This window comes from Shewanella carassii (assembly GCF_002777975.1).
Classification (GTDB): domain Bacteria; phylum Pseudomonadota; class Gammaproteobacteria; order Enterobacterales; family Shewanellaceae; genus Shewanella; species Shewanella carassii.
Genome location: NZ_NGVS01000022.1, coordinates 21905 through 44390, shown reverse-complemented (window position 1 = coordinate 44390; position 22486 = coordinate 21905). Strand labels below are relative to the sequence as shown.

18 protein-coding genes are annotated in these 22486 nt (G+C 50.5%); 11 read left to right on the top strand and 7 right to left on the bottom strand.

Translation table 11 applies throughout. The features are described from left to right. Nucleotides 1–3177, top strand: coding sequence for an amidohydrolase family protein (locus tag CBE72_RS10765; RefSeq protein ID WP_100143527.1), 3177 nt, complete (start codon nt 1–3; stop codon nt 3175–3177). A 402-nt stretch (nt 3178–3579) separates the two neighbouring features. Here the strand turns inward: CBE72_RS10765 and CBE72_RS10755 are convergent, their stop codons facing one another. Next, nucleotides 3580–4143, bottom strand: a complete 564-nt coding sequence (locus CBE72_RS10755) for a DNA-3-methyladenine glycosylase I (protein WP_100143525.1) — start codon at nt 4141–4143, stop codon at nt 3580–3582. A gap of 109 nt (nt 4144–4252) precedes the next feature. Between CBE72_RS10755 and glyQ the strand changes: the two genes are divergently transcribed. Beyond that, complete coding sequence (gene glyQ / locus CBE72_RS10750) at nt 4253–5158, top strand: glycine--tRNA ligase subunit alpha (protein WP_028780936.1); 906 nt, start codon at nt 4253–4255, stop codon at nt 5156–5158. Nucleotides 5159–5168: 10 nt separating this feature from the next. Beyond that, nucleotides 5169–7238 carry a glycine--tRNA ligase subunit beta gene (gene glyS / locus CBE72_RS10745; RefSeq protein ID WP_100143524.1) on the top strand — a complete coding sequence of 690 codons (2070 nt, stop codon included), beginning with the start codon at nt 5169–5171 and terminating at the stop codon, nt 7236–7238. A gap of 69 nt (nt 7239–7307) precedes the next feature. Here glyS and CBE72_RS10740 read toward each other — a convergent pair whose 3' ends face one another. The 5 genes from CBE72_RS10740 to dnaA all read right to left on the bottom strand — a co-directional run bounded on the left by CBE72_RS10740 (nt 7308) and on the right by dnaA (nt 14530). Continuing rightward, nucleotides 7308–8360, bottom strand: a complete 1053-nt coding sequence (locus tag CBE72_RS10740; RefSeq protein WP_229672035.1) for an HDOD domain-containing protein — start codon at nt 8358–8360, stop codon at nt 7308–7310. Nucleotides 8361–8489: 129 nt separating this feature from the next. After that, a complete protein-coding gene (gene gyrB, locus CBE72_RS10735) occupies nt 8490–10907 on the bottom strand; it encodes a DNA topoisomerase (ATP-hydrolyzing) subunit B (RefSeq protein WP_100143523.1) in 2418 nt (805 codons plus the stop codon). Nucleotides 10908–10923: 16 nt separating this feature from the next. Then, the gene (recF, locus tag CBE72_RS10730) at nt 10924–12006 is read right to left on the bottom strand and encodes a DNA replication/repair protein RecF (protein ID WP_062793861.1); all 1083 of its coding nucleotides are present in this window, start codon (nt 12004–12006) and stop codon (nt 10924–10926) included. A 19-nt stretch (nt 12007–12025) separates the two neighbouring features. Continuing rightward, the gene (dnaN, locus tag CBE72_RS10725; protein WP_028780941.1) at nt 12026–13126 is read right to left on the bottom strand and encodes a DNA polymerase III subunit beta; all 1101 of its coding nucleotides are present in this window, start codon (nt 13124–13126) and stop codon (nt 12026–12028) included. A gap of 15 nt (nt 13127–13141) precedes the next feature. Then, the gene (dnaA, locus tag CBE72_RS10720; protein WP_100143522.1) at nt 13142–14530 is read right to left on the bottom strand and encodes a chromosomal replication initiator protein DnaA; all 1389 of its coding nucleotides are present in this window, start codon (nt 14528–14530) and stop codon (nt 13142–13144) included. A gap of 440 nt (nt 14531–14970) precedes the next feature. Here dnaA and rpmH point away from each other — a divergent pair, with 440 nt between their 5' ends. The 7 genes from rpmH to CBE72_RS10680 all read left to right on the top strand — a co-directional run bounded on the left by rpmH (nt 14971) and on the right by CBE72_RS10680 (nt 20469). After that, nucleotides 14971–15108 carry a 50S ribosomal protein L34 gene (rpmH, locus tag CBE72_RS10715; RefSeq protein WP_011758135.1) on the top strand — a complete coding sequence of 46 codons (138 nt, stop codon included), beginning with the start codon at nt 14971–14973 and terminating at the stop codon, nt 15106–15108. Between the two features lie 18 nt (nt 15109–15126). Next, nucleotides 15127–15483, top strand: a complete 357-nt coding sequence (gene rnpA, locus CBE72_RS10710; protein ID WP_025889662.1) for a ribonuclease P protein component — start codon at nt 15127–15129, stop codon at nt 15481–15483. Further along, nucleotides 15450–15704, top strand: coding sequence for a membrane protein insertion efficiency factor YidD (gene yidD, locus CBE72_RS10705; RefSeq protein ID WP_100143521.1), 255 nt, complete (start codon nt 15450–15452; stop codon nt 15702–15704). The genes rnpA and yidD overlap by 34 nt, the downstream gene beginning before the upstream one ends. 3 nt (nt 15705–15707) lie before the next feature. Beyond that, nucleotides 15708–17333 carry a membrane protein insertase YidC gene (gene yidC, locus CBE72_RS10700; protein ID WP_100143520.1) on the top strand — a complete coding sequence of 542 codons (1626 nt, stop codon included), beginning with the start codon at nt 15708–15710 and terminating at the stop codon, nt 17331–17333. 81 nt (nt 17334–17414) lie between these two features. Then, complete coding sequence (gene mnmE, locus CBE72_RS10695) at nt 17415–18776, top strand: tRNA uridine-5-carboxymethylaminomethyl(34) synthesis GTPase MnmE (RefSeq protein WP_100143519.1); 1362 nt, start codon at nt 17415–17417, stop codon at nt 18774–18776. Nucleotides 18777–19545: 769 nt separating this feature from the next. After that, on the top strand, nt 19546–20136 hold the full coding sequence (locus tag CBE72_RS20320; RefSeq protein ID WP_188726047.1) for a hypothetical protein: 591 nt from the start codon (nt 19546–19548) through the stop codon (nt 20134–20136). A 150-nt stretch (nt 20137–20286) separates the two neighbouring features. Next, a complete protein-coding gene (locus CBE72_RS10680) occupies nt 20287–20469 on the top strand; it encodes a hypothetical protein (RefSeq protein WP_100143518.1) in 183 nt (60 codons plus the stop codon). 282 nt (nt 20470–20751) lie between these two features. Here CBE72_RS10680 and CBE72_RS10675 read toward each other — a convergent pair whose 3' ends face one another. After that, on the bottom strand, nt 20752–21603 hold the full coding sequence (locus CBE72_RS10675) for an endonuclease/exonuclease/phosphatase family protein (RefSeq protein ID WP_100143517.1): 852 nt from the start codon (nt 21601–21603) through the stop codon (nt 20752–20754). A gap of 148 nt (nt 21604–21751) precedes the next feature. On the opposite strand from CBE72_RS10675, the gene mioC reads away from it, so the two are divergent. Further along, nucleotides 21752–22213: an FMN-binding protein MioC gene (mioC, locus tag CBE72_RS10670; RefSeq protein WP_100143516.1), complete on the top strand. Its 462-nt coding sequence runs from the start codon at nt 21752–21754 to the stop codon at nt 22211–22213. Nucleotides 22214–22486 lie beyond the last annotated feature (273 nt).

Genomic DNA, 22486 nt, shown 5'->3' with positions numbered 1-22486 from the left:
ATGTTGAGACCTAAACTAACCCCTCTGTACACAGCTGTTTCATTGCTCTTTTCAGCTTCGGCATTCAGTGACGATCAAGCCCCCAAGTGGGATGTCAATGCCCCGCTGAATGCTCCTCTTGAACAAGCCAAAATTCAGGTATCTGAAGGTACCTGGATGAATCTGAGCCTGAGCCCGGATGGCAAATATCTGGTTTTTGATCTGCTGGGTGACATCTACAGAATTCCCGCTCAGGGCGGCGAAGCCAAACCTCTGGCACAAGGCATCGCCTGGCAGATGCAACCTGTCTATAGCCCAGATGGCAAATACATTGCCTTTACGTCGGATCAAGATGGCGGCGACAACATCTGGGTAATGAATGCTGACGGCAGTAATCCGCGTCCGGTAACCAATGAAACATTCCGCCTGCTCAACAGCCCGGCCTGGAGCCCAGACTCCCAGTATCTGGTGGCGCGAAAGCACTTCACAGCCAGCCGCAGTCTAGGAGCCGGGGAAGTCTGGATTTATCATATTGCCGGTGGCGAAGGAGTTAAACTCACCGAGCGGCCAAATGATCAGAAAGACTTGGGTGAACCCGCCTATTCCCCTGACGGCCGATATATCTACTTCAGCCAAGATGCCACCCCAGGCAAGACCTTTCACTACTCCAAAGACTCGGTCAAAGGCATATACAAGATAAAGCGCTACGATACCCAAACCGGGGATATTGAAGTGCTTATCGAAGGCACAGGTGGTGCTATCAGGCCTACTCCGAGCCCGGATGGTAAACAGTTGGCCTATATCAAACGCGACGGTTTTCAGTCAACCTTATATCTGTTGGATCTGGCTTCCGGTAAAGAGCAAAAGCTCTATGGCAACCTTGACAGAGACATGCAGGAAACCTGGGCGATACACGGTGTTTATCCCACTATGGCCTGGAGTCCAGATAGTGCAGAGATCTATTTCTGGGCAAAAGGCAAAATCCACAAACTCGAATTGGCTTCCAAGCAAGCGGCAGAGATCCCATTCAATGTCACCACAGAGCTTGCTGTGCAACCAGCGGTGCGCTTTAAGCAGGATATAGATCAGCAACAACTGGATGTCAAAATGCTGCGCATGGCTCAGGTGTCGCCAGATGGAACCAAAGTCATCTACGAAGCTCTGGGAAAAATCTGGATTAAAAAGCTGCCGGACGGCAAACCGAAGCGCCTGACCCGTTTGGATGAACAGTTGGAAGAGTTATTCCCTCAATGGTCCCGTGACGGTAAGCGAGTGGTGTTTACCACATGGAATGATCAGCAACAAGGCAGCGTTAGAACCATCAGTGCCCGGGGAGGAAAAACCACAACACTGACCCAAGAGCCGGGGAAATATATCGAGCCAACCTTCTCTCCCAATGGCAAACAGGTGGTGTTTCGTAAAATTGCCGGCGGCTATATTACCCCCAAAACCTGGAGTCAGGATCCCGGGCTCTACTTGGTTGACAGCAATGGTAAAGAACTAAAGAAACTCTCAGCTCAGGGCTTCCAGCCACAGTTTGGTGCCGACAATGACAGAGTCTACTTTATAGAGAGTGGTGAAACGCCGCAGCTAGCCTCGATATCACTTAGTGGTTTCGATAAGCGGGTACACTACACCAGCAAACACGCCACAGAATTCAGGGTATCTCCCGATGGTAAGCAACTCGCATTTGCCGAGCGTTTCCGGGTTTGGGTCACCCCATTCGCCAAGCATGGTGAAACCGTTGATATCGGGCCTAAGGCGACTAATTTACCGGTGACACAGCTCAGTACCCGCGCCGGTGAGAGTATCAGTTGGGGCGCCAACAGCGATCAACTCTATTGGACCCTTGGCCCAGAACTCTATCAAGTGAGCCTGGATAATGACTATCGAGAGAAGAATGCCAAGGACAAGGTCCAAGTTACTGAGATTGGCTTTAGGGCAGAGATGGATGTTCCACGTGGAACAATCGCTTTCGTCGGCGGTAAGATCATCACAATGGAGAATGATAGGGTCATAGATAAGGGTGTGGTGTTGGTGAAAGATAACCATATCCAAGCCGTGGGTGAAGCCGGCATGGCTATTCCGGATGATGCCATGCTAGTGGATATCTCAGGTAAGACACTGATGCCAGGTCTATTTGACGCCCATGCCCATGGCGCTCAAGGTGAAAGCGAAATCATCCCCCAGCAGAACTGGCAGCTATATGCCGGCTTGGCCTTGGGGGTTACCAGCATCCATGATCCCTCCAATGACACTACCGAAATTTTTGCTGCCAGCGAGCAACAAAAAGCCGGAAAGATTGTTGGTCCGCGAATCTTCTCTACCGGCACCATACTCTATGGTGCCAACTTACCTGGCTACACCAGTCACATAGACTCATTGGATGATGCCAAATTCCACCTCGAACGACTTAAAAAAGTCGGCGCTTTCAGCGTCAAGAGCTATAACCAACCCAGACGCAATCAGCGTCAACAAGTTATAACCGCGGCCAGAGAACTGGAGATGATGGTGGTTCCTGAGGGAGGAAGCCTGCTGCAGCATAATCTCACCATGATTGCCGATGGCCACACCACAGTGGAACATTCCCTGCCGGCCGCAGCAATCTACGACGACATTAAACAGTTCTGGAGCCAAACCCAAGTGGGTTACACCCCCACTCTGGTGGTGGCCTATGGCGGGATTTCGGGTGAAAACTATTGGTACGATAAGACAGATGTCTGGGCTCATCCACGATTGTCAAAATATGTTCCTGCCGATCTGTTGCGGGCTCGCTCCATGAGAAGGCCTACCGCACCGGATGAACATTACAACCACTTCAATGTAGCCAGAGTCGCCAATGAGGTGAATCAATTGGGGATCCATCCCAACATTGGTGCCCATGGTCAGCGTGAAGGCTTGGCTGCTCATTGGGAGATGTGGATGTTTGCCCAGGGCGGTATGAGCAATATGGAAGTGCTGAAGACGGCAACGCTTTATCCCGCCAAGACCTTCGCTATGGACCATCTGCTTGGTTCAATTAAACCAGGCAAATTAGCCGACCTTATTGTTATCGACGGTAACCCGCTAGAGGACATTAGGGTCACAGACAGGGTCACTCATACTATGGTCAATGGCAAACTCTATGATGCCGAAACCATGAATCAACTCAATGGTGATAAGAAGCAGCGCCAGCCCTTCTTCTTTGAAGAGATTTAAAAAAGATTAGACCCGACGTGAATACGGAAGGATGTTCCACGTGGAACATCCTTTTATTTTATAAGCAGTAGCAGTACCAAAGATAATAGTAGGTAGCTAACAAGCGCCGGCAACAGGAAACGGATGAGTGTAGGTATGATGGCTTGTTTGCCAAAGCTGAGTCGCAGTAAAGTATCGCCCACCCGTACGGCCCACAAGTTCACCAGCACCAGAGTTGGCAATGCAAATAGCGCCCCAATAAACACACTTACGCCATCACTAAGCGCCAATAATCGACCAAAAACAAATGCGATAAACATCCAGAATAGCATGCACAATGGCAGATAAATTATCGCCGCAAAGGGCCCGGGCCCTGGACCCGAACTGAACAGCGCCAGCAAAAAACGGCGACGCCGGGAAAACTTAATCATGGGGATAACAACAGCAATCCAACAGATGATCGTTGACCATGCCTACAGCCTGCATAAAGGCATAGCAAATCGTCGGGCCACAGAAGTTAAACCCCAGTTTTTTCAGCGCCTTGGACATAGCCTCCGACTCGGGTGTTTGAGCCGGAACCTGAGTCAGGGTTTCAAAGCGATTCACTTTGGGTACCCCGCCGACAAAACCCCAAAGAAATTCTGAAAAATCATTACCTTGTTCCACAAATGCCAGATATGCCTTGGCGTTTCGAACTATGGAATTCACCTTGGCTCTGTTGCGCACTATCCCTGGGTCTTGCAGCAATTCCTCTATTTGGGCTTGGTCGAACCCGGCAATGACTTGGGGATCAAACCCGGCAAAGGCGCGTTCATAGTTAGCCTGCTTTTTGAGTATGGTCAGCCAAGACAGTCCCGCCTGCTGACCATCGAGACAGAGCTTGGCAAACAGTTCCTTGGCATCGTAAACCGGCCTTCCCCATACCTTGTCGTGATATTCCAGATAGAGAGGATCATCAGTCACCCAGCCACAACGAACTATATCCATTACTCAAAATCCCTTAAATCGCTAAATCCGATAAAAAATAACCTACATAAGCCTATATCGACAAGGTATAATCGAAACCATTTTCTATTAATAGCTGACAGCAGTAGATATGACGACGAAACACGACGTGAAGACATTCCAGGGTTTTATCTTGACCCTGCAAGAATACTGGGCGCAGCAAGGTTGCGCCATAGTTCAACCCCTGGACATGGAGGTCGGTGCCGGCACCTTCCATCCACAAACCTTTTTGCGTTCATTGGGCCCTGAGCCGATGAGCAGCGCGTATGTCCAACCATCGCGCCGCCCTACCGACGGCCGCTATGGTGAAAACCCCAACCGTCTTCAGCACTACTATCAGTTTCAGGTCGTATTGAAACCTTCACCGGATAATATTCAGGAGCTGTACCTGGGCTCACTGCAAGCCCTGGGTGTAGACCCAAGTATCCATGATATCCGTTTCGTTGAAGACAACTGGGAATCACCTACTCTGGGTGCCTGGGGCCTGGGCTGGGAAGTTTGGCTCAACGGCATGGAAGTCAGCCAGTTCACCTATTTCCAACAGGTTGGTGGCCTCGAGTGTAGCCCGGTAACCGGCGAAATCACCTATGGTCTAGAACGTCTTGCCATGTATATTCAAGGCGTAGACAGCGTCTATGATCTGGTGTGGACCGACGGCCCAATGGGAAGGATCACCTATGGTGACGTGTTCCACCAAAACGAAGTGGAGCAGTCAACCTACAACTTTGAACATGCCGATGTCGACTTCCTGTTTGGTCTGTTCGATCAGTGCGAAAAAACCTGTCAGCATCTGCTTTCACTGGAAAAACCTCTGCCTCTGCCCGCTTATGAGCAAGTCATGAAGGCCTCACACGCCTTCAACCTGCTCGATGCCCGTCACGCCATCTCTGTGACCGAGCGTCAGCGCTATATCCTGCGGGTGCGCACCATGGCCAAGGCGGTAGCCGAAGCTTATTACCAGGCGCGTGAAGCCCTGGGCTTCCCAATGTGCAAGTGAGGTAGAACTAATGAATTTTGACAACTTACTCATAGAGATAGGTACCGAAGAGCTGCCACCAAAAGCTTTGCGCACTCTGGCCGAGTCTTTTGTAAACAACTTCTGCGAAGAGCTGGACAAGGCCGAACTCAGCTATAGCAAGGCACACTGGTATGCCGCTCCGCGCCGTTTGGCGCTCTACATAGAGCAACTGGCCCTGGCACAACAGGATAAAGTGGTTGAGAAAAGAGGCCCTGCGGTCAGCTCGGCCTTTGATGCCGAAGGCAAGCCAACCAAGGCCGCCGAAGGCTGGGCCCGCGGCAATGGTATCAGCGTTGCCGAAGCCGAGCGTCTGGTTACAGACAAGGGTGAATGGCTGCTGCACCGCGCCAAGGTTGAAGGTGTGACCACTGAAAGCCTGATCCCGGCCATGGCCCAGCGCGCGCTGGACAAGCTGCCTATCCCCAAGCCTATGCGCTGGGGCAGCAACAAGACTCAATTTATCCGACCCGTGCATACAGTTACCATGTTGTTGGGTGACAAGCTGGTTGCCGGTGAGCTGTTGGGTATCACCTCGGCACGTACCGTTCGTGGTCACCGCTTTATGGGCGAAGCCAGCTTCGAGCTGGATCATGCCGACAACTACCTCAGCAGCTTGAAAGAACGCGGCAAGGTGATTGCCGACTACCAGGCCAGAATGAATATCATCAAGACAGACGCCGAAAAAGCGGCTGCCGAGTTGGGTGGCCGTGCCGATATCGCCGACGAACTGCTTGAAGAAGTCGCCTCCTTGGTTGAGTGGCCAGTGGTACTGACAGCGGCTTTCGAAGAGAAGTTTTTGCAGGTGCCCGCCGAGGCCCTGGTCTACACAATGAAAGGCGATCAGAAATACTTCCCGGTATTTGATGGCAACAATAAGCTGATGCCCAACTTCATCTTTGTGACCAATATTGAGTCCAAAGATCCGGCGCAAATCATTGCCGGGAATGAGAAAGTTGTCCGCCCTCGCCTGGCCGATGCCGAATTCTTCTTTAACACAGATAAAAAGCAATCACTCGAGTCCCGCATTGCCAGCCTGGAAACCGTGGTATTCCAGAAGCAATTGGGCACCCTTAAAGACAGAGTGGAGCGTATCTCCTGTGTGGCCGAGGCCATTGCGGCCAAAATCGAAGCCAATCAAGCCGATGCCAAGCGAGCCGGTCTGTTGTCCAAGGCCGATTTGATGACCAATATGGTCATGGAATTTACCGACACCCAAGGCACCATGGGTATGCATTACGCACGCCTCGAAGGGGAAACCGAAGCCGTTGCCCTGGCATTGGAAGAACAGTACAAGCCTAAGTTCTCCGGTGATACTGTGCCTACAGCGCCGGTATCCTGCGCCGTTGCACTGGCAGAGAAGCTGGATACCCTGAGCGGAATATTCGGTATCGGCCAGGCTCCTAAAGGCGCTGCCGACCCCTTTGCCCTGCGCCGAGCGGCCATAGGTGTACTGAGGATCATTGTTGAGAACAAACTGCCACTGGATCTGGTCGAGCTGATTGCCAGCGCCATCAAGGCTCACGGCAGCAACCTCAGCAATCAGCACTGCGCCGAAGAGGTGCTGGAATTTCTGATGGGCCGTTTCCGCGCTTGGTATCAGGATAAAGGCATCAGTACCGATGTAATTCTAGCGGTTCTGGCCCGTCGGCCGACTCGTCCGGCCGACTTTGACAGCCGTATCCAGGCCGTCAGCCATTTCCGCAGCCTGGAACAAGCCGCCTCTCTGGCCGCAGCCAACAAGCGGGTTTCCAATATTCTCGCCAAGGTTGAAGGTGAGCTGCCAAGCGAAGTCGATACTGCCCTGCTGCAGGAAGATGCCGAGAAGGCCCTGAATCAAGTTCTGAGCTCACTTCAGCCACAACTTGAGCCCTTGTTTGCCAAAGGGGAATATCAACAGGGATTGACCCTGCTATCGACGCTGAAAGAGCCGGTAGATACCTTCTTTGAAGATGTAATGGTAATGGCCGACGATGAGGTGCTGCGCCGCAATCGTCTGGCACTGCTGAACCAGCTGCGAAATCAGTTCCTGCGGGTGGCCGATATATCACTGTTGCAGTGATGGCAGTTGCAGTGATGGCAGTTGCAGTGATGCCAAACAGCTAAAAAACGCGCCGAAAGGCGCGTTTTTTCATTTTATTTCAAGTAGTTTCTGGTGCCACTGTTCAAACATTTCCCGGCTGATATTGGCTTCCTTCAACAAGGCGTCCAGCAATTCCGGGGGCAACTTATCCTCTTCCACCAGCATAGAGCATTCACTGATCAGATTGGCTTGCCAAATCAGCTGGCTTAAACGATTTTCCGGCTTGGCACCGACATTGGCCAGAGGTTGCAGTACAGTCTCAAATGCCTTGGGCAACTGCCAGCAGCTCACCAGCAGGCTACTCAGTGACAAAGAGCGCGTCGTCATCACCTGACGGAACAGCCAGGACTTGGGCTGCTCACTAGGGTCGGCCTGATTGAAAGCATCGAGCAACAGCTTGAAGATGGCTATCTTGCCGACATCGTGCAGCAGCCCCACCATAAAAGCAGTATCCGGTTCTTCGGTTTCCAGTTCTCCGGCCAGAAAAGCCACCTGCAGTGAATGGCGCCACAAATGGGCTCCAAAGCGGCGAAAGTAGATGGGTTTGATATCTATCATCTCTTTCATCATGCAGGTAGTCACTATCCGTCTCAGTTTGTTGCTACCCAATTGAACCAGTGCCTGTTGAAGACTGGTTATCTGCCGCTCGCTGCGGCGAAAAGCCGCCGAGTTGCAGATGCGGATCACCTCGGCACTCAACACGGGATCTTGCTGAATAAGCGCGACTATATCCTGACTATCAAATTCTGGATCGCTGAGTTTGTTGTCCAGCTCCAGTATTCGACCAGGGATCTGCAGTACAGAATCGGCTATCTGCTGCGGTGAGGCCAGTGCCTGTTCAATGTCGCCCATGACCCGCTTTTCGAGTTTATTGGCAACACCACCGCTATTTTGGCTGCTGACGGAAAACAGTAAACTGTAAAACAGTGCCGTAGCATCGACGGCGGCCACCAGCTCATCGCTCTCGGCACCGGTCTCCCGCGAGCGACTCAAGGCTTGCTGCTCATGCTGAATATTGGGCGGTGCTTCGTTGAAGCTTTTCGGGCGCTCTACTTCAACCTTTTCCCTGACATTAAACAGTTTCCTGAAGAGTCCTATCAATTGATTTCCTGCGCAATTATTTCACCCAAGATGGTTCAGTATAATCGCTATTTAACAAAGTAAACGCGGCGAACATCCAATAAAAAAGGAAGGCCTGAGGCCTTCCTTTTAAAGAAATAAGCAGTTTGATTAAACGTCGAGGTTCGCCACGTTGAGGGCGTTGGCCTCAATAAAGTCGCGTCTTGGCTCAACCTGATCGCCCATCAGAGTGGTAAACAGCTGATCGGCCGCTATCGCATCTTCAATGGTGACTTGCAACATGCGGCGGCTCTCGGGATCCATGGTAGTTTCCCATAGCTGCTCGGGGTTCATTTCACCCAGTCCTTTATAACGCTGGATATAGAGACCGCGCTTGGACTCGGCTATCAGCCAGTCAAGTGCTTCAACAAAACTGCTGACCTCTTTGACCCGCTCACCGCGTTTAACATAACCGCCGTCTTCAATCAGATCACAGATCTGCTCACCCAGCTTGGCGATACGCTCATAATCGCTGGAATGGAAGAAGTCATAACCAAACAGATAATGGGTATCTATACCGTGTTTGCGCACAATGAGCTGCGGCAGATACACCTTACGTTCTGGATCCAGCACAGTTTCCATCTTGTAGATCACGCCGCCGTTCTCTTCATCTTCGAGATCCTGCAGCAGGCCTTTGCACCAAGTGGTCATAGCGGCTTCGTCGGCCAGCATTTCGGCTGTCACCCGTGGACGATACAGCATGCGGTTGGTCACATTGGTTGGATAACGTTTTTCCAAGCGCTCAATGATGGCTTCCACTTCACGATATTGGTAAACCAGACGCTCCAGGCCTTCACCAGACATGGCCGGTGCATCCTTGGATGGATAGATGCAGCCGCCATCCAAAGCCTGAGTGGTCAAGTATTCAGTCAATGCCGGTTCATCTTTCAGATATTGCTCCTGCTTGCCTTTTTTCACTTTGAACAAAGGAGGCTGGGCAATATAAACAAAGCCACGTTCAATCAGCTCTGGCATCTGACGGAAGAAGAAGGTCAACAGCAGCGTACGAATGTGCGAGCCGTCGACGTCAGCATCCGTCATGATGATGATGTAGTGGTAACGAGTCTTGTCCGGATCATATTCATCACGGCCGATACCACAGCCAAGGGCGGTGATAAGAGTCGCCACTTCTTGAGAAGACAGCATCTTGTCGAAGCGGGCCTTCTCTACGTTAAGAATTTTACCCTTGAGTGGCAAAATGGCCTGGTTCTTTCTGTTTCGGCCCTGTTTGGCACTACCGCCGGCCGAATCACCCTCCACTATGTAGATTTCAGAAAGACCTGGGTCTTTTTCCTGACAGTCTGCCAATTTACCCGGCAAACCACCTAAATCCAGGGCACCTTTACGACGGGTCATCTCACGGGCTTTACGGGCCGCTTCACGGGCGCGGGCAGCATCGATAATCTTGCCAACAATCATCTTGGCATCGGCTGGGTTTTCCAGCAGATAGTCATTCAGCTTCTCACCCATGGTCTGCTCCACAGCGCCTTTGACCTCACTGGAAACCAGCTTGTCTTTGGTCTGGGAGCTGAACTTGGGATCCGGAACCTTCACTGATACCACAGCGGTCAGGCCTTCACGGGCATCGTCACCAGTGGCGTTGGTCTTGCCCTTCTTGTTGAAGCCCTCATTCTCCATGTAGTTGTTCAGGTTACGGGTCAATGCCGCCCGGAAACCTGCCAAGTGGGTACCACCATCACGCTGAGGAATATTGTTGGTAAAACAGAAGATATTCTCTTGGAAACCATCGTTCCACTGCATGGCCACTTCGACAGTAATGCCATCTTCCCGCTCTTGGGAGAAGTGGAATACATCCTTATTCACCGGAGTCTTATTACGGTTCAGGTATTCTACGAAGGCCTTGATACCGCCCTCATAGTGGAAAAATTCATCTTTGTTGTCGCGCTCGTCAACCAGACGGATACCCACGCCCGAGTTCAGGAATGACAGTTCGCGAATACGTTTGGCCAGCAACTCATAATGAAACTCGGTATCTGTAAAGGTTTCATGGCTGGGCCAGAAACGAATTTCAGTACCTGTCTTGGTCGCTTCGCCGATTTCCTTGATAGGCTCTTGCGGCTCACCATGCTTGTAGAACTGCTCATAAACCTTGCCATCGCGGCGAATGGTCAACTGCAGCTTTTCCGACAGGGCGTTAACCACGGACACACCCACACCGTGCAAACCACCGGAAACTTTATAGGAGTTGTCATCGAACTTACCGCCGGCGTGCAGCACTGTCATAATAACCTGAGCTGCCGATACCCCTTCTTCGGGGTGAATGGCGACCGGAATACCACGACCATCGTCTTTGACGGAAACAGAGCCATCAACATGAATGGTGATCACTATGTCACTGCAGTGGCCCGCCAAAGCTTCATCGATAGAGTTATCGACGACTTCGAATACCATGTGATGCAGACCCGTGCCATCGTCGGTATCACCAATATACATCCCAGGTCTTTTACGTACCGCATCAAGGCCCTTAAGGACCTTGATACTCGAAGAATCGTAACTGTTCTCTGACATATTATTCTCTCATCGGTTATTCAATGACCGTTACCCGCCCCTGTTCCACCTGAAAAATCCGGCTTGGGGGCGTGCTTAATGAATCTGATATTGCTGCCGGGTCAATCGCAGTGACAAACACTTGCGCCCCGGTTTCGCTCAACTGCCGCAGCAATAACTTCCTGTGTTTCGCATCCAACTCTGACGGCAGATCGTCGACCAGATAGATACTATTCTTATCTATTTGTTGTTTAAGCAACTTTCCTTGTGCTATTCGCAATGCACACACCAATAACTTCAGCTGACCACGGGACAAAGCATCCTGAGCAGGTAGATTACCCACTCTGAGTCTCAAGTCGGCTTTATGGGGGCCACTGACGGTGTGCCCCATGGATAGATCCCGGGAATAAGACGCCTGTAACAGGGTCGAAAACTCCGTTTTACTATCCCAACCACGGGTAAAGGAAACCTTGATATCAACCTGTGGTAAAAACTCCCCGATTATACCCTTAAGTAGCTCATTTAACGAGTCTACATATGCCTTTCGTATCTCGGTGACCAACTCGGTATAACGGATAAAATCCCGGTCCCAGTATGCGATTTGCTGGTAGGCTGCACCGTCCTTAAGTAATTGATTACGTTGCTTGAGGATCCGCCTTACATTGACCCAGGCCTGATAGAACTGGGGATCGCAATGAAACGCGCCCCAATCGATAAACTGGCGCCTGGCCTTGGGGCCTTCAAACAACAGCGAAAAGCTCTCTGGGGTTATCACCTGAATAGGCAGGGTGTCGGCCAGCACAGACAGGCGTTTTATCTTCTCGCCATCCATTCTGACCTCGGTTTCGCCGCTGCGAAACCGCCGCAGTCCCAACTTACTGTCACCGGATGGCAGGCTCAAATTGGCAAACAGGGTCAACTGATCCTGTTGGTTATTGATCACCCTCTGAGACAGATGACTGCGAAACGAGCGCCCCATCCCCAGAAAGTAAATTGCCTCCAGGACACTGGTTTTGCCACTGCCATTTTGGCCGTAAATAAGATTCAGCCCAGTGCCGGGGAGCAGTTGGGCTGAATCGATATTACGAAAAGCTTGGATATTGAGACGAGTTAGACTCATTTATGGCCCAAAGTCGCCCCTAGAGGCGCATCGGCATCACCACGTACATGGAGTCTTCCTCGACGTGGTTTTCAATCAAGGCACTGGAGTTACCGTCACTGAGGGTGATCCTCACTTCATCGGCCTTGAGGCCATTGAGCACATCCAGCAGATAAGAGACGTTGAAGCCGATTTCGAGCGGCTGACCGGCGTAATCCACATCGATGATCTCTTCGGCTTCTTCCTGCTCCGGGTTATTGGCGGTGATCTTGAGCAGCGCATTTTCCAGCTGCACCCTGACACCACGGAATTTCTCATTGGACAGGATAGATGCCCGCAATAGTGCTTGCTTAAGCTGATTGCGACTCGCCAGCACTATCTTGTCGCCGCCTTTGGGCAGTACCCGGCGATAATCCGGGAAGCGACCGTCCACCAGCTTACTGGTGAACACGGCGCTGGCTGTGGTAGCACGAATGGCGTTATCACCAATGGCAATATGGATATCCTGATCTTCACTGTCCAGCAGGCGAGCCAGCTCCATCACCCCTTTACGAGGCACGATCACCTGATTTTCCGGCAAAGAGGCTGCTATCTCTCTGTGGCTCAGAGCCAAGCGGTGACCATCTGTTGCAATGGCGCGCAGTACATTACCCTCGGTTTCCAGCAGCAAGCCGTTGAGGTAGTAACGCACATCCTGGTTGGCCATGGAAAACTGAGTGGCATCTATCAGTGACTTGAGTGTGCCCTGCTTGAGGCTAAATTCGATAGCGGGCTGGAAACTCTCGACATTGGGATATTCTTCCGCCGGTAGCGTCGCCAACGAGAAACGGCTGCGACCGCTGCGAAGCAGCCACTTGTTTTCCTGCTGCTCGATCTTGATTTCGCTCTGCTCAGGCAGTGACTTGACGATATCGAGCAGTTTCTTGGCCGGCACTGTGGTACGACCTTCCTGCACTTCGCCACTGACCTCGGCACTGCCGACCAATTCCACCTCAAGATCTGTACCCGTCATCTTGAGTGAGTGATTACTTACTTCCACCAGGAGGTTTGCCAGAATGGGCAAGTTATGGCGTCTTTCCACCGCGCCACTGACCAACTGGAGCGGCTTTAATAGGGCATCCCTATCGATCGAAAATTTCATGGTCCTGTTCCCTGATTAAGAAGATAAGGTTCTAATCAAGTTGGCATAATCTTCTTTAATGTCGTGACTCTCTTCCCGCAGTTGCGCAATCTTGCGGCAGGCATGCAGCACAGTTGTATGGTCACGACCACCAAAGGCATCACCTATCTCAGGTAAGCTCTGATTGGTTAATTCTTTAGATAATGCCATGGCCATCTGCCTCGGTCTCGCCACACTGCGGGAACGGCGCTTGGACAGCATATCGGCCATCTTGATCTTGTAGTATTCAGCCACTGTTTTCTGAATGTTGTCTATAGTGACTAATTTTTCCTGCAGAGCCAAGAGGTCACGCAAGGCTTCGCGCACAAAATCAATGGTTATTGGCCGACCGGTAAAGTTGGCATTGGCGATAACCCGGTTCAATGCCCCTTCCAGTTCACGCACGTTGGAGCGCAAACGCTTGGCGATGAAGAAGGCCACTTCATCCGGCAAGTTGATCCCACTCTCCTGCGCCTTGCGCATCAAAATGGCGACCCGGGTTTCCAGCTCAGGCGGCTCGATGGCCACAGTAAGACCCCAGCCAAAGCGCGACTTGAGCCGATCTTCCACGCCATCGATCTCTTTCGGATAACGATCCGATGTCAAAATGATCTGGTGATTGCCCTCAAGCAAGGCATTAAAGGTGTGGAAAAACTCTTCCTGGGATCTATCTTTATTGGCAAAGAACTGAATGTCATCGATAAACAGGGCATCTACGCTACGGTAGTAACGCTTGAAGTCTTCGATAGCATTGTTCTGCAACGCCTTGACCATGTCCTGCACAAAGCGCTCTGAGTGCATATAGACCACTTTAGCGTTGGGATTATTCTTGATAATGCCGTTGCCTACGGCGTGCAGCAGGTGAGTCTTACCCAGACCGGTACCGCCATATAGAAACAGAGGGTTATAGGCACCACCCGGGTTTTCAGCCACTTGCAATGCGGCCGCCTTACCCAGTTGGTTGGACTTACCTTCAACAAAGTTATCGAACTGGTAAGTAGGGTTAATATTGCTGCGATAACTGTGGTTTACGGCCGGCTCGGCAGCTGTGTTAAAGGTTGCACCTTTACCTGCCGCACTCTTGGGCGCGCTGACAGAGGCCTTGGTCGCAGTTGGGGCCTGCACCTGGGGCTTGGTCGACGGACGACTACCAATATCAAACCTGAGTTTTGGTGCATCATTGCCCAAATGCTCAGTAAAAAACTGATTGATAATGTTGAGATATTTATCACGAACCCAATCAAGCACGAACCGATTTGGTGCATATAGCACCAGGGTATCCCCATCCATTTCGGCTTGTAACGGTCTGATCCACATACTGAATTGTTGAGCAGAAAGCTCATCTTGCAGTCGTCCGATACATTGCTGCCAAAGTGAAACCGCCACGTACTTATCCCCAAAAGATCGCCTCGAAAGGAGGGTATTCTATAGCGAGATCTGAATAATCGCTATCCTTTAAGTGTAATTATCCCCAGGCAGATCCCAATCACTGGATCCTCCTGATCCGGATCGATCGAACCGGATCAGCTATTTGCACACCCGGTTAAAATCCCGCTTTATAAAGCGATCCCCCCTGATCTATAATCAGCGACCGCCGATCTGCAAAGAGATCCATGGATCCACAAGATATAGTGTCCGTACACAGAGTTATCCACATCTTGTGGTGACCTCAACTCAGCAGATCGCGAAAATGCTGAGAGAAATTACCTTGAGAGGGGCTGCACGTGTTGACTGCCCTGACTAAAGTGATTACAATTCGGCCTCTTTTTTGCCCTTACCTCACTCCAGAGATAAGGTAAATTCACTAACAAAGACGGATTGCCATCATGAGTAAACGTACTTTTCAACCTAGCAACCTGAAGCGCAAGCGTTCTCACGGCTTCCGCGCTCGTATGGCTACAGCGAACGGCCGTAAGGTACTGGCTCGTCGCCGTGCCAAAGGTCGCGCTCGTCTGTCAGCTTAATTGCGAGTAGACAACTAGGTGACTCGTTACACCTTTACGCGGGAGTTACGCTTGCTAACTCCCGCGCAATTCAAAACCGTATTTACCAACCCCATTAAAGCCTCCTCAGCTGAAATAACCCTGCTTGCTGTACCCAATGAGATGCAACATCCGCGTCTGGGACTCACTGTGGCCAAACGCCACGTAAAGAGAGCCAATCAACGCAATCGTATCAAGCGGGTGATCCGGGATAGCTTCCGCCTAAATCAACATGATTTACCACCACTGGACATAGTGGTGCTGGTTCGCGGCGGTGTGCTGGATATGGATAATGAACAGCTCAGAAAGCTGGTAGAAAAGTTATGGCGCAAGCTCAGTCGCCGTTTCAATGGCTGATAATCAAGGCTATCAGAGCCTATCAACTCCTTATCAGCCCTCTGCTGGGGCCTCGCTGTCGCTTTAATCCAACCTGCTCTCACTACGCCATAGAAGCGGTGCGAGTGCACGGAACGATTAAAGGGAGTTGGTTTGCAATCAAACGCATATTAAAATGTCACCCTTTACATCCGGGCGGCAGTGATCCCGTCCCCCCTAAAAATGACAGGTGTAATAAATAGGCTATGGAATCTCAACGCAATTTACTGCTTATCGGCCTGCTGTTTGTCAGCTTTCTGCTGTGGCAACAGTGGCAAACCGATAAAGCACCCAAACCCGCTGTAACTGAAACAACAGTTGCCACTTCCGTTCAAGAGACAACTCACAGCGCTGACGTTCCGGTCGCCGATTCAGGCATGCCAGAAGAAACAGCAGTGGCGTCCAAAGATCTTATCAGAGTCACCACAGATCAACTGGATGTGCTGATCAATCCTGTCGGTGGTGACATAGTGCATGCCGCTTTGGTTGCTCACAAACTGGAGCTGAACAAAGACGAGCCTTTCGTTCTGTTGGAACAGAAACCTGGTTTCGTATACATAGCCCAGAGTGGCCTGATGGGCAGCGGCGGCACTGACAGTACCAAGGGGCGTGCCACCTACTCTGCCAACGCCAAGGAATTTACCCTGGCTGCAGGCGAAGATACTCTGACAGTACCTTTGAGCTACACAGCAGCAAACGGTGCCAAGTACACTAAGATCTACACCTTCCACAAAGGTCAGTTTGCCGTAGACGTTGAGTACAAGATTGACAACACCACATCTGAGCCACTGCAGGTTCAGATGTACGGTCAGATAAAACAGACCATCAAACCTTCAGACAGCAGCATGATGATGCCAACTTATCGTGGTGCCGCCTTCTCGACTGCCGATATCCGCTACGAAAAGTATAACTTTGAAGATATCCAGGAAAAGGATCTGGAGAAGAAGACTGAAGGTGGCTGGGCCGCCATGCTGCAACACTACTTTGTGTCAGCCTGGGTTCCGCCAAAAAATGAAACCAACATCATATTCACCAGAGATAGCTCAGGTACCGCCAACATTGGCTTCATGGGCGAGAAAAAGACAGTAGCCCCGGGCACTGAAATGACCCTGAGCGCCGACTTCTACGTAGGTCCAAAGGATCAGGCCGCCCTGTCCGAGCTGTCTGACACCCTTAACCTGGTTGTGGATTATGGCTTCCTCTGGTGGCTGGCAGTGCCTATCTACAAGCTGCTGATGTTCTTCCAATCCATCGTGGGTAACTGGGGTGTGGCCATCATACTAATCACCCTGACGGTGCGCGGTATTCTGTTCCCGCTGACCAAGGCGCAATACACCTCTATGGCCAAGATGCGAAACCTGCAACCTAAATTGCAGGAGCTAAAGGACAGATTCGGTGATGATCGCCAGAAGATGGGCCAGGCCATGATGGAGCTGTACAAGAAGGAAAAAGTGAACCCTATGGGTGGCTGTCTGCCTATCTTGCTGCAAATGCCTATCTTTATTGCCCTTTACTGGGTACTGATGGAAGGCGTGGAACTGCGTCATGCGCCATTCATGCTGTGGATTGACGATCTGTCGGTACAGGATCCTTACTACATTCTGCCGCTGCTGATGGGTGTCTCCATGTTCCTGATGCAAAAAATGCAGCCAATGGCACCGACCATGGATCCTATGCAACAGAAGATGATGCAATGGATGCCAGTAATCTTTACCGTATTCTTCCTCTGGTTCCCATCCGGTCTGGTACTCTACTGGTTGGTGGGTAACATAGTTGCCATTATCCAGCAGAAGATTATCTATGCCGGCCTGGAGAAAAAAGGCTTAAAATAAGCCGATTTCGGGTCAAATGATCAAGGGCGGCCTAAGGGTCGCCTTTTGTTTTTTATAAATACGTTTTCAAGGGTTAATGCAGTGACAACAGATACTATCGTGGCGCAGGCCACCGCTCCAGGCCGCGGTGGTGTAGGCATAGTCAGAGTTTCGGGGCCCAAGGCCCAAGCCGTTGCACAGGCATTGCTGGGCCATCAGCCCAAGCCAAGATATGCCGATTACTGTGACTTCAAGGGAAGTCAGGGAGAAGTGCTGGATCAGGGTATCGCCCTGTTCTTCAAAGGCCCCAATTCTTTTACCGGTGAAGATGTGCTGGAACTTCAGGGCCATGGTGGTCAAATCGTCATGGACATGCTGATCAAACGAGTCCTGGAAGTCGAAGGACTCCGCTTGGCACGCCCGGGGGAATTCAGCGAACAGGCCTTTATGAATGACAAGCTGGATCTGACTCAGGCTGAAGCGATAGCCGATCTCATCGATGCCACCAGCGAACAGGCCGCCAAGAGCGCCCTGCAATCACTTCAGGGCGAGTTTTCCCGGGAAGTGCATGAGCTGGTGGAACAGGTTACCAACCTGCGCCTCTATGTCGAGGCCGCCATCGACTTCCCCGATGAAGAGGTGGATTTCCTCTCCGATGGCAAGATTGCCAATGCCCTTTATCGCATCATAGATAAACTGGACTTGGTACAGGCCAGTGCCAAACAGGGCGCCATCATCCGCGAAGGGATGAAAGTAGTGATAGCCGGCCGCCCCAACGCCGGTAAGTCCAGTCTGCTCAACGCTCTGGCGGGAAAAGAGTCGGCGATTGTCACCGAAATAGCTGGCACCACAAGGGATGTATTGCGGGAGCATATCCACTTGGATGGCATGCCGCTGCATGTCATAGACACCGCCGGCCTGCGCGACACCACTGACACAGTAGAACAGATAGGCATAGAAAGAGCTTGGGCCGAAATCGCTACCGCCGACAGAGTGTTGTTTATGGTCGATGGCACAGAAACCCAAGCCGTTGATCCTCATGAAATCTGGCCTGACTTTATTGATCGCCTGCCGGAAAACCTCGGCGTCACTGTGGTACGCAATAAGGCGGATCTGACCGGTGAATCGCTGAACCCCAGCGAAGAGAAAGGCTATGACGTCTTTAGGATCTCAGCCAAAACCGGGCTCGGGGTCGATGCGCTGAAACAGCACCTCAAAAACTTGATGGGCTATCAGAGTAACCTGGAAGGCGGTTTTATCGCCCGTCGCCGTCACCTGGAAGCCTTGGAAGTCGCCGGTGAACATCTACAGCAGGGCAAAGTACAGCTGGAAGTCTATCAGGCAGGTGAGCTGCTGGCCGAAGAACTGCGCATGACTCAACAGGCTCTGGCCGAAATCACCGGCCAATTCACCTCGGACGATCTGCTGGGAAGAATTTTTTCCAGCTTCTGTATCGGAAAGTAAAGCGGGCAAATAACGGAAAACAACAGCAAACGATAGCAGATAACCAACTGATTTTATTAGTTCGTCATTTTCCGTTTGTTGCCAAATCTAGTCCCCAGTTGGGCCCCATGACATGCTACTCGCACTGATTGGGGCCTAAGTAGAGTCTAATCACGACGTCCCCCAAACACCCACCCAGCGCCAACACAACAAAGAACATATGCTTCTCACCGAAACCATGAAGAGTAAACGACTGGTTGAGTGGCAATCCCAAAAGAATATATTTGAGAATAGAACCAAGGACTTTCACCTGAATCGTCAAACTGAAATTTTCACCGAACACTGTGAAAATGCATCTCCAACATATTTACCGAAAACAACCTTAAAGGGTTAATTCAACTGAGGCCGCCATACCAATCACCTAATCTTTCAGGGTGTAATTCCTAGGCTATTTTATTCTCAGGAGCAATTGAATCATTGAAGGATTGATCTAATAATGACCGCAAAATGATTATCAATAGCTTCAAGTGGTTTAAGCTATATACCACGAAATTTTTACGTTCACGGTATGACTTGGTATATCGAAATTGTTGCTCTAATTGCCATTGCTGCCAAATCAACAAACCGTGAGGCAGAGCACTGCCGAGGCCGGAGGCTTGAACGATTACAACAAGACGGCTTTAAAGGCCAGTACTCATAAGTAACGTGCACAAGTAAAGATAAAGGGCATTGTTATAAATGGCCTATTCCTGTTTAGGGATAAAATAACTTAGTTCTTCAGGGAGGTAGAATGTCATTTCACTTAATGCCATCGATTTTAAATTCAGCTTGCGCCAGCGTTACACTCTGTATCTTCCTTATAGGAACTCCCTCCATTTTGATGGCAAACGAGAGTGGCGAACCAGCGCAATTGCTGATGGACAGGTTCCCAAAGCCGCATGAAATTGAACTGGCGCGCAAAGGTATAGCCGAAACAAATATCGATAAGCCTTGGGATAGATCTTGCCCCTATCGAGAGCTAACAGGCACTGCTGAGGCTGAGGACGAGTATTTCTTTCGCTGCCAACGTTGGGACGACTGTGTGTCTGCGGGCGCTTCGGCCAGCATCTACAGCGAGGCGTTCTTCCATAATCATCAACGACGACCTAACGATCAGATGCCCTGGGAGTCTTACAGGGATGGCAGCATATTTCTTCTCGAACCATCCGATTTTGAGAGGGTCACAGGTCACTTGAGACAGTATGCCCTGAAATCTGCGGAGGAAAATTGGCACTTATTTGAGGGGCGGGAGGCAGCAGAGGCAAGCGACTTGGTTGAGAAGAAATTCTGGCAATGGTGCTCTGCCGAACCTTTGACTTTGTGGAAGGCAGAATATCAGTAGCCGACGTACCTACTCACACCCACACAACAAATTTAATTTGAATAAAGGCTAAGAATTTAAGCATAGCCGTCGACTTTTCCATGCACTCGATATCGGAAGAGTTAACGACGAGCACCACTTGAAGGACAAACCACGACCAAGGATTGAGCCATGCAAGTGTTCTACCGCTACCTGTTATACAGAGTCGCTGCAAAAGCTAATTTAAGTCAATTCCCTAACAGGCAGGCTGGGTACGCCAGTGTCCTTTTTCTGGCGATGTTTGCTGCAATTGGTTTGGCGGTATTTTCATTGTATGACTCTGGTGTGGTCGCAACAGAAGTGGAGCAATACTGAGGCATTTATGTCTTTGATGAACCCACCGCTGACCTGAATATGACCGATGTAGAGTAGCTGCTTGAGCTGTTTACCTTACTCGCAGTTCAAGGAAAAACAGTGATAATCATCGAGCATATTCTTCAGATGACAGTCATGCCGCCCACTTACTAGTAATGGGCCCGGGAGCCGGAGATGTGGCGAAAAAAACAATCTGCCAGGGCCCTCCGTTAAGTATGCTGACTTCGGTCACAGGCCCTTTGTTGCGGTACAGGAGTCAGGGAAACATGAGTTACTTAGGGCCTAGCGCTCGGCAATCACAAAGTTGGCGATAATGGGATTGTGATCAGACACTTCAGTTTCCGGTACATACAGCTCTTTGGGTTTCAGTCCCCGATAAAAGAGATGATCTAGGGGATATCCCAGCACTCTCACCCTGTTATCCTCAACAAAATGAGCTTCTTTCAACCCTAAAGAAGACACCAACCGAGCCAGCAGTTGGCTGCGCTCTCCACTCCAGGTGTTGAAATCACCTGCCAGAATAATGGGATCTGTGATCTTTTCCCCGGCTAGAGCTTCGGTCAACGACTTGAGTTGCTGTCGATATTCCTCAATCCCAACGCTGAAATTAATTCCGTGAACGTTGACTACCGTCAGGGAGGTGCCATTGGACAAAAGATATTTGGCAACCAAAGCCGTCTTAGGCAACCGCAACCAGGGCTCAAGGGTACGGTAACCACAACTGCTCAAGGGAGCACTGCGGGAGAGGTTCATCACCCCAGCAGGGGTATCCAATACGCTAAAAGCATTGACGAAACGCCAGAACCACTTTGCTGAGATCAAATAATGGTACATGCCGGGATCCAGGCTGGCTTCTTGCAATAATACCAACTGCCGAGCTTCAGCAAACTCATCGAGACGAGAACGCCACAGGCCATTCTGCTGCTTCTGAATATTCCAGATCAACACGCCAAACTCGCCATGCTTATCCAGTGCCCTTGTCGTCGACGTCTGGATACAGGTAACGTTGGAATCGGCGTTAACCCTGTCAGATTGCAATTGAACATTTGTCGGGACAGTAAACAACCAATGCCATCCCCCGAGTAACACCAGCAAAGAAAGCAACGGGAAGATCAGCAACCACTTCAGTTTCATATCAGCCTCAAGCGCAGAAAGAGCCTACAACAGGATCAATGCAATAGTACTCAAACTCAGGTTACCCAAGGCTGTCTGTCACCGCAAATTGGATTAATATGGGCCATTGAAATAAAGGCGCCAGGCGCTCACTAACAGAGGATTATTCATGGCAAAAGTCGAAGTATTGGTCGGAACCACCTTGGGGGGCGCTGAATATGTTGCCGAAGAACTCATCAATAAGCTTGAACAAAACGGCCACCAGACAAACCTGTATTTGAACCCACAGTTGGATCAACTGGATCCCAAAGCCCTTTGGTTGATCGTTTCTTCCACCCATGGGGCCGGCGATCTTCCGGACAACTTACAGCCTTTCTATCAGGAGTTACTCCTGTCAGAACTCAATTTACAGGATTGCCGGTATGCTTTATGTGCGATCGGTGACTCGAGTTACGATACCTTCTGCCAAGGACCGGAGAAGCTGTTGCAACAACTGATCGCAAAAGGTGCCAAACCCTATGTGGATAAGATCCAGATCGATGTTCAGTATGATCCAATTCCGGAAGATCCTGCCACAGCTTGGCTTGATGAATGGTTGGACGATCTCGAAAACTCATTTCAACCTGAATAAAGCATAAAATACTCACAATTTAGATCTAACTTACCCACAGAGTGTGTTTTTAAAAGATAAGTCTGTGGATAATACTTTATTTTGATCTGATCAAACTTTGCATGAATCAGATCTCCCATTGGTGTTAGATCCTCCTTGTGGATAAGATCGCGATCTATCCCCAGCTTTAATGGAGTTAGATCGCTAACAGATCACAGGATCGCTTTACCGCAACATATTGTTTATATTGAATTATATCCATTACCCACAGAAAAACACGATCCTAATAGTAAA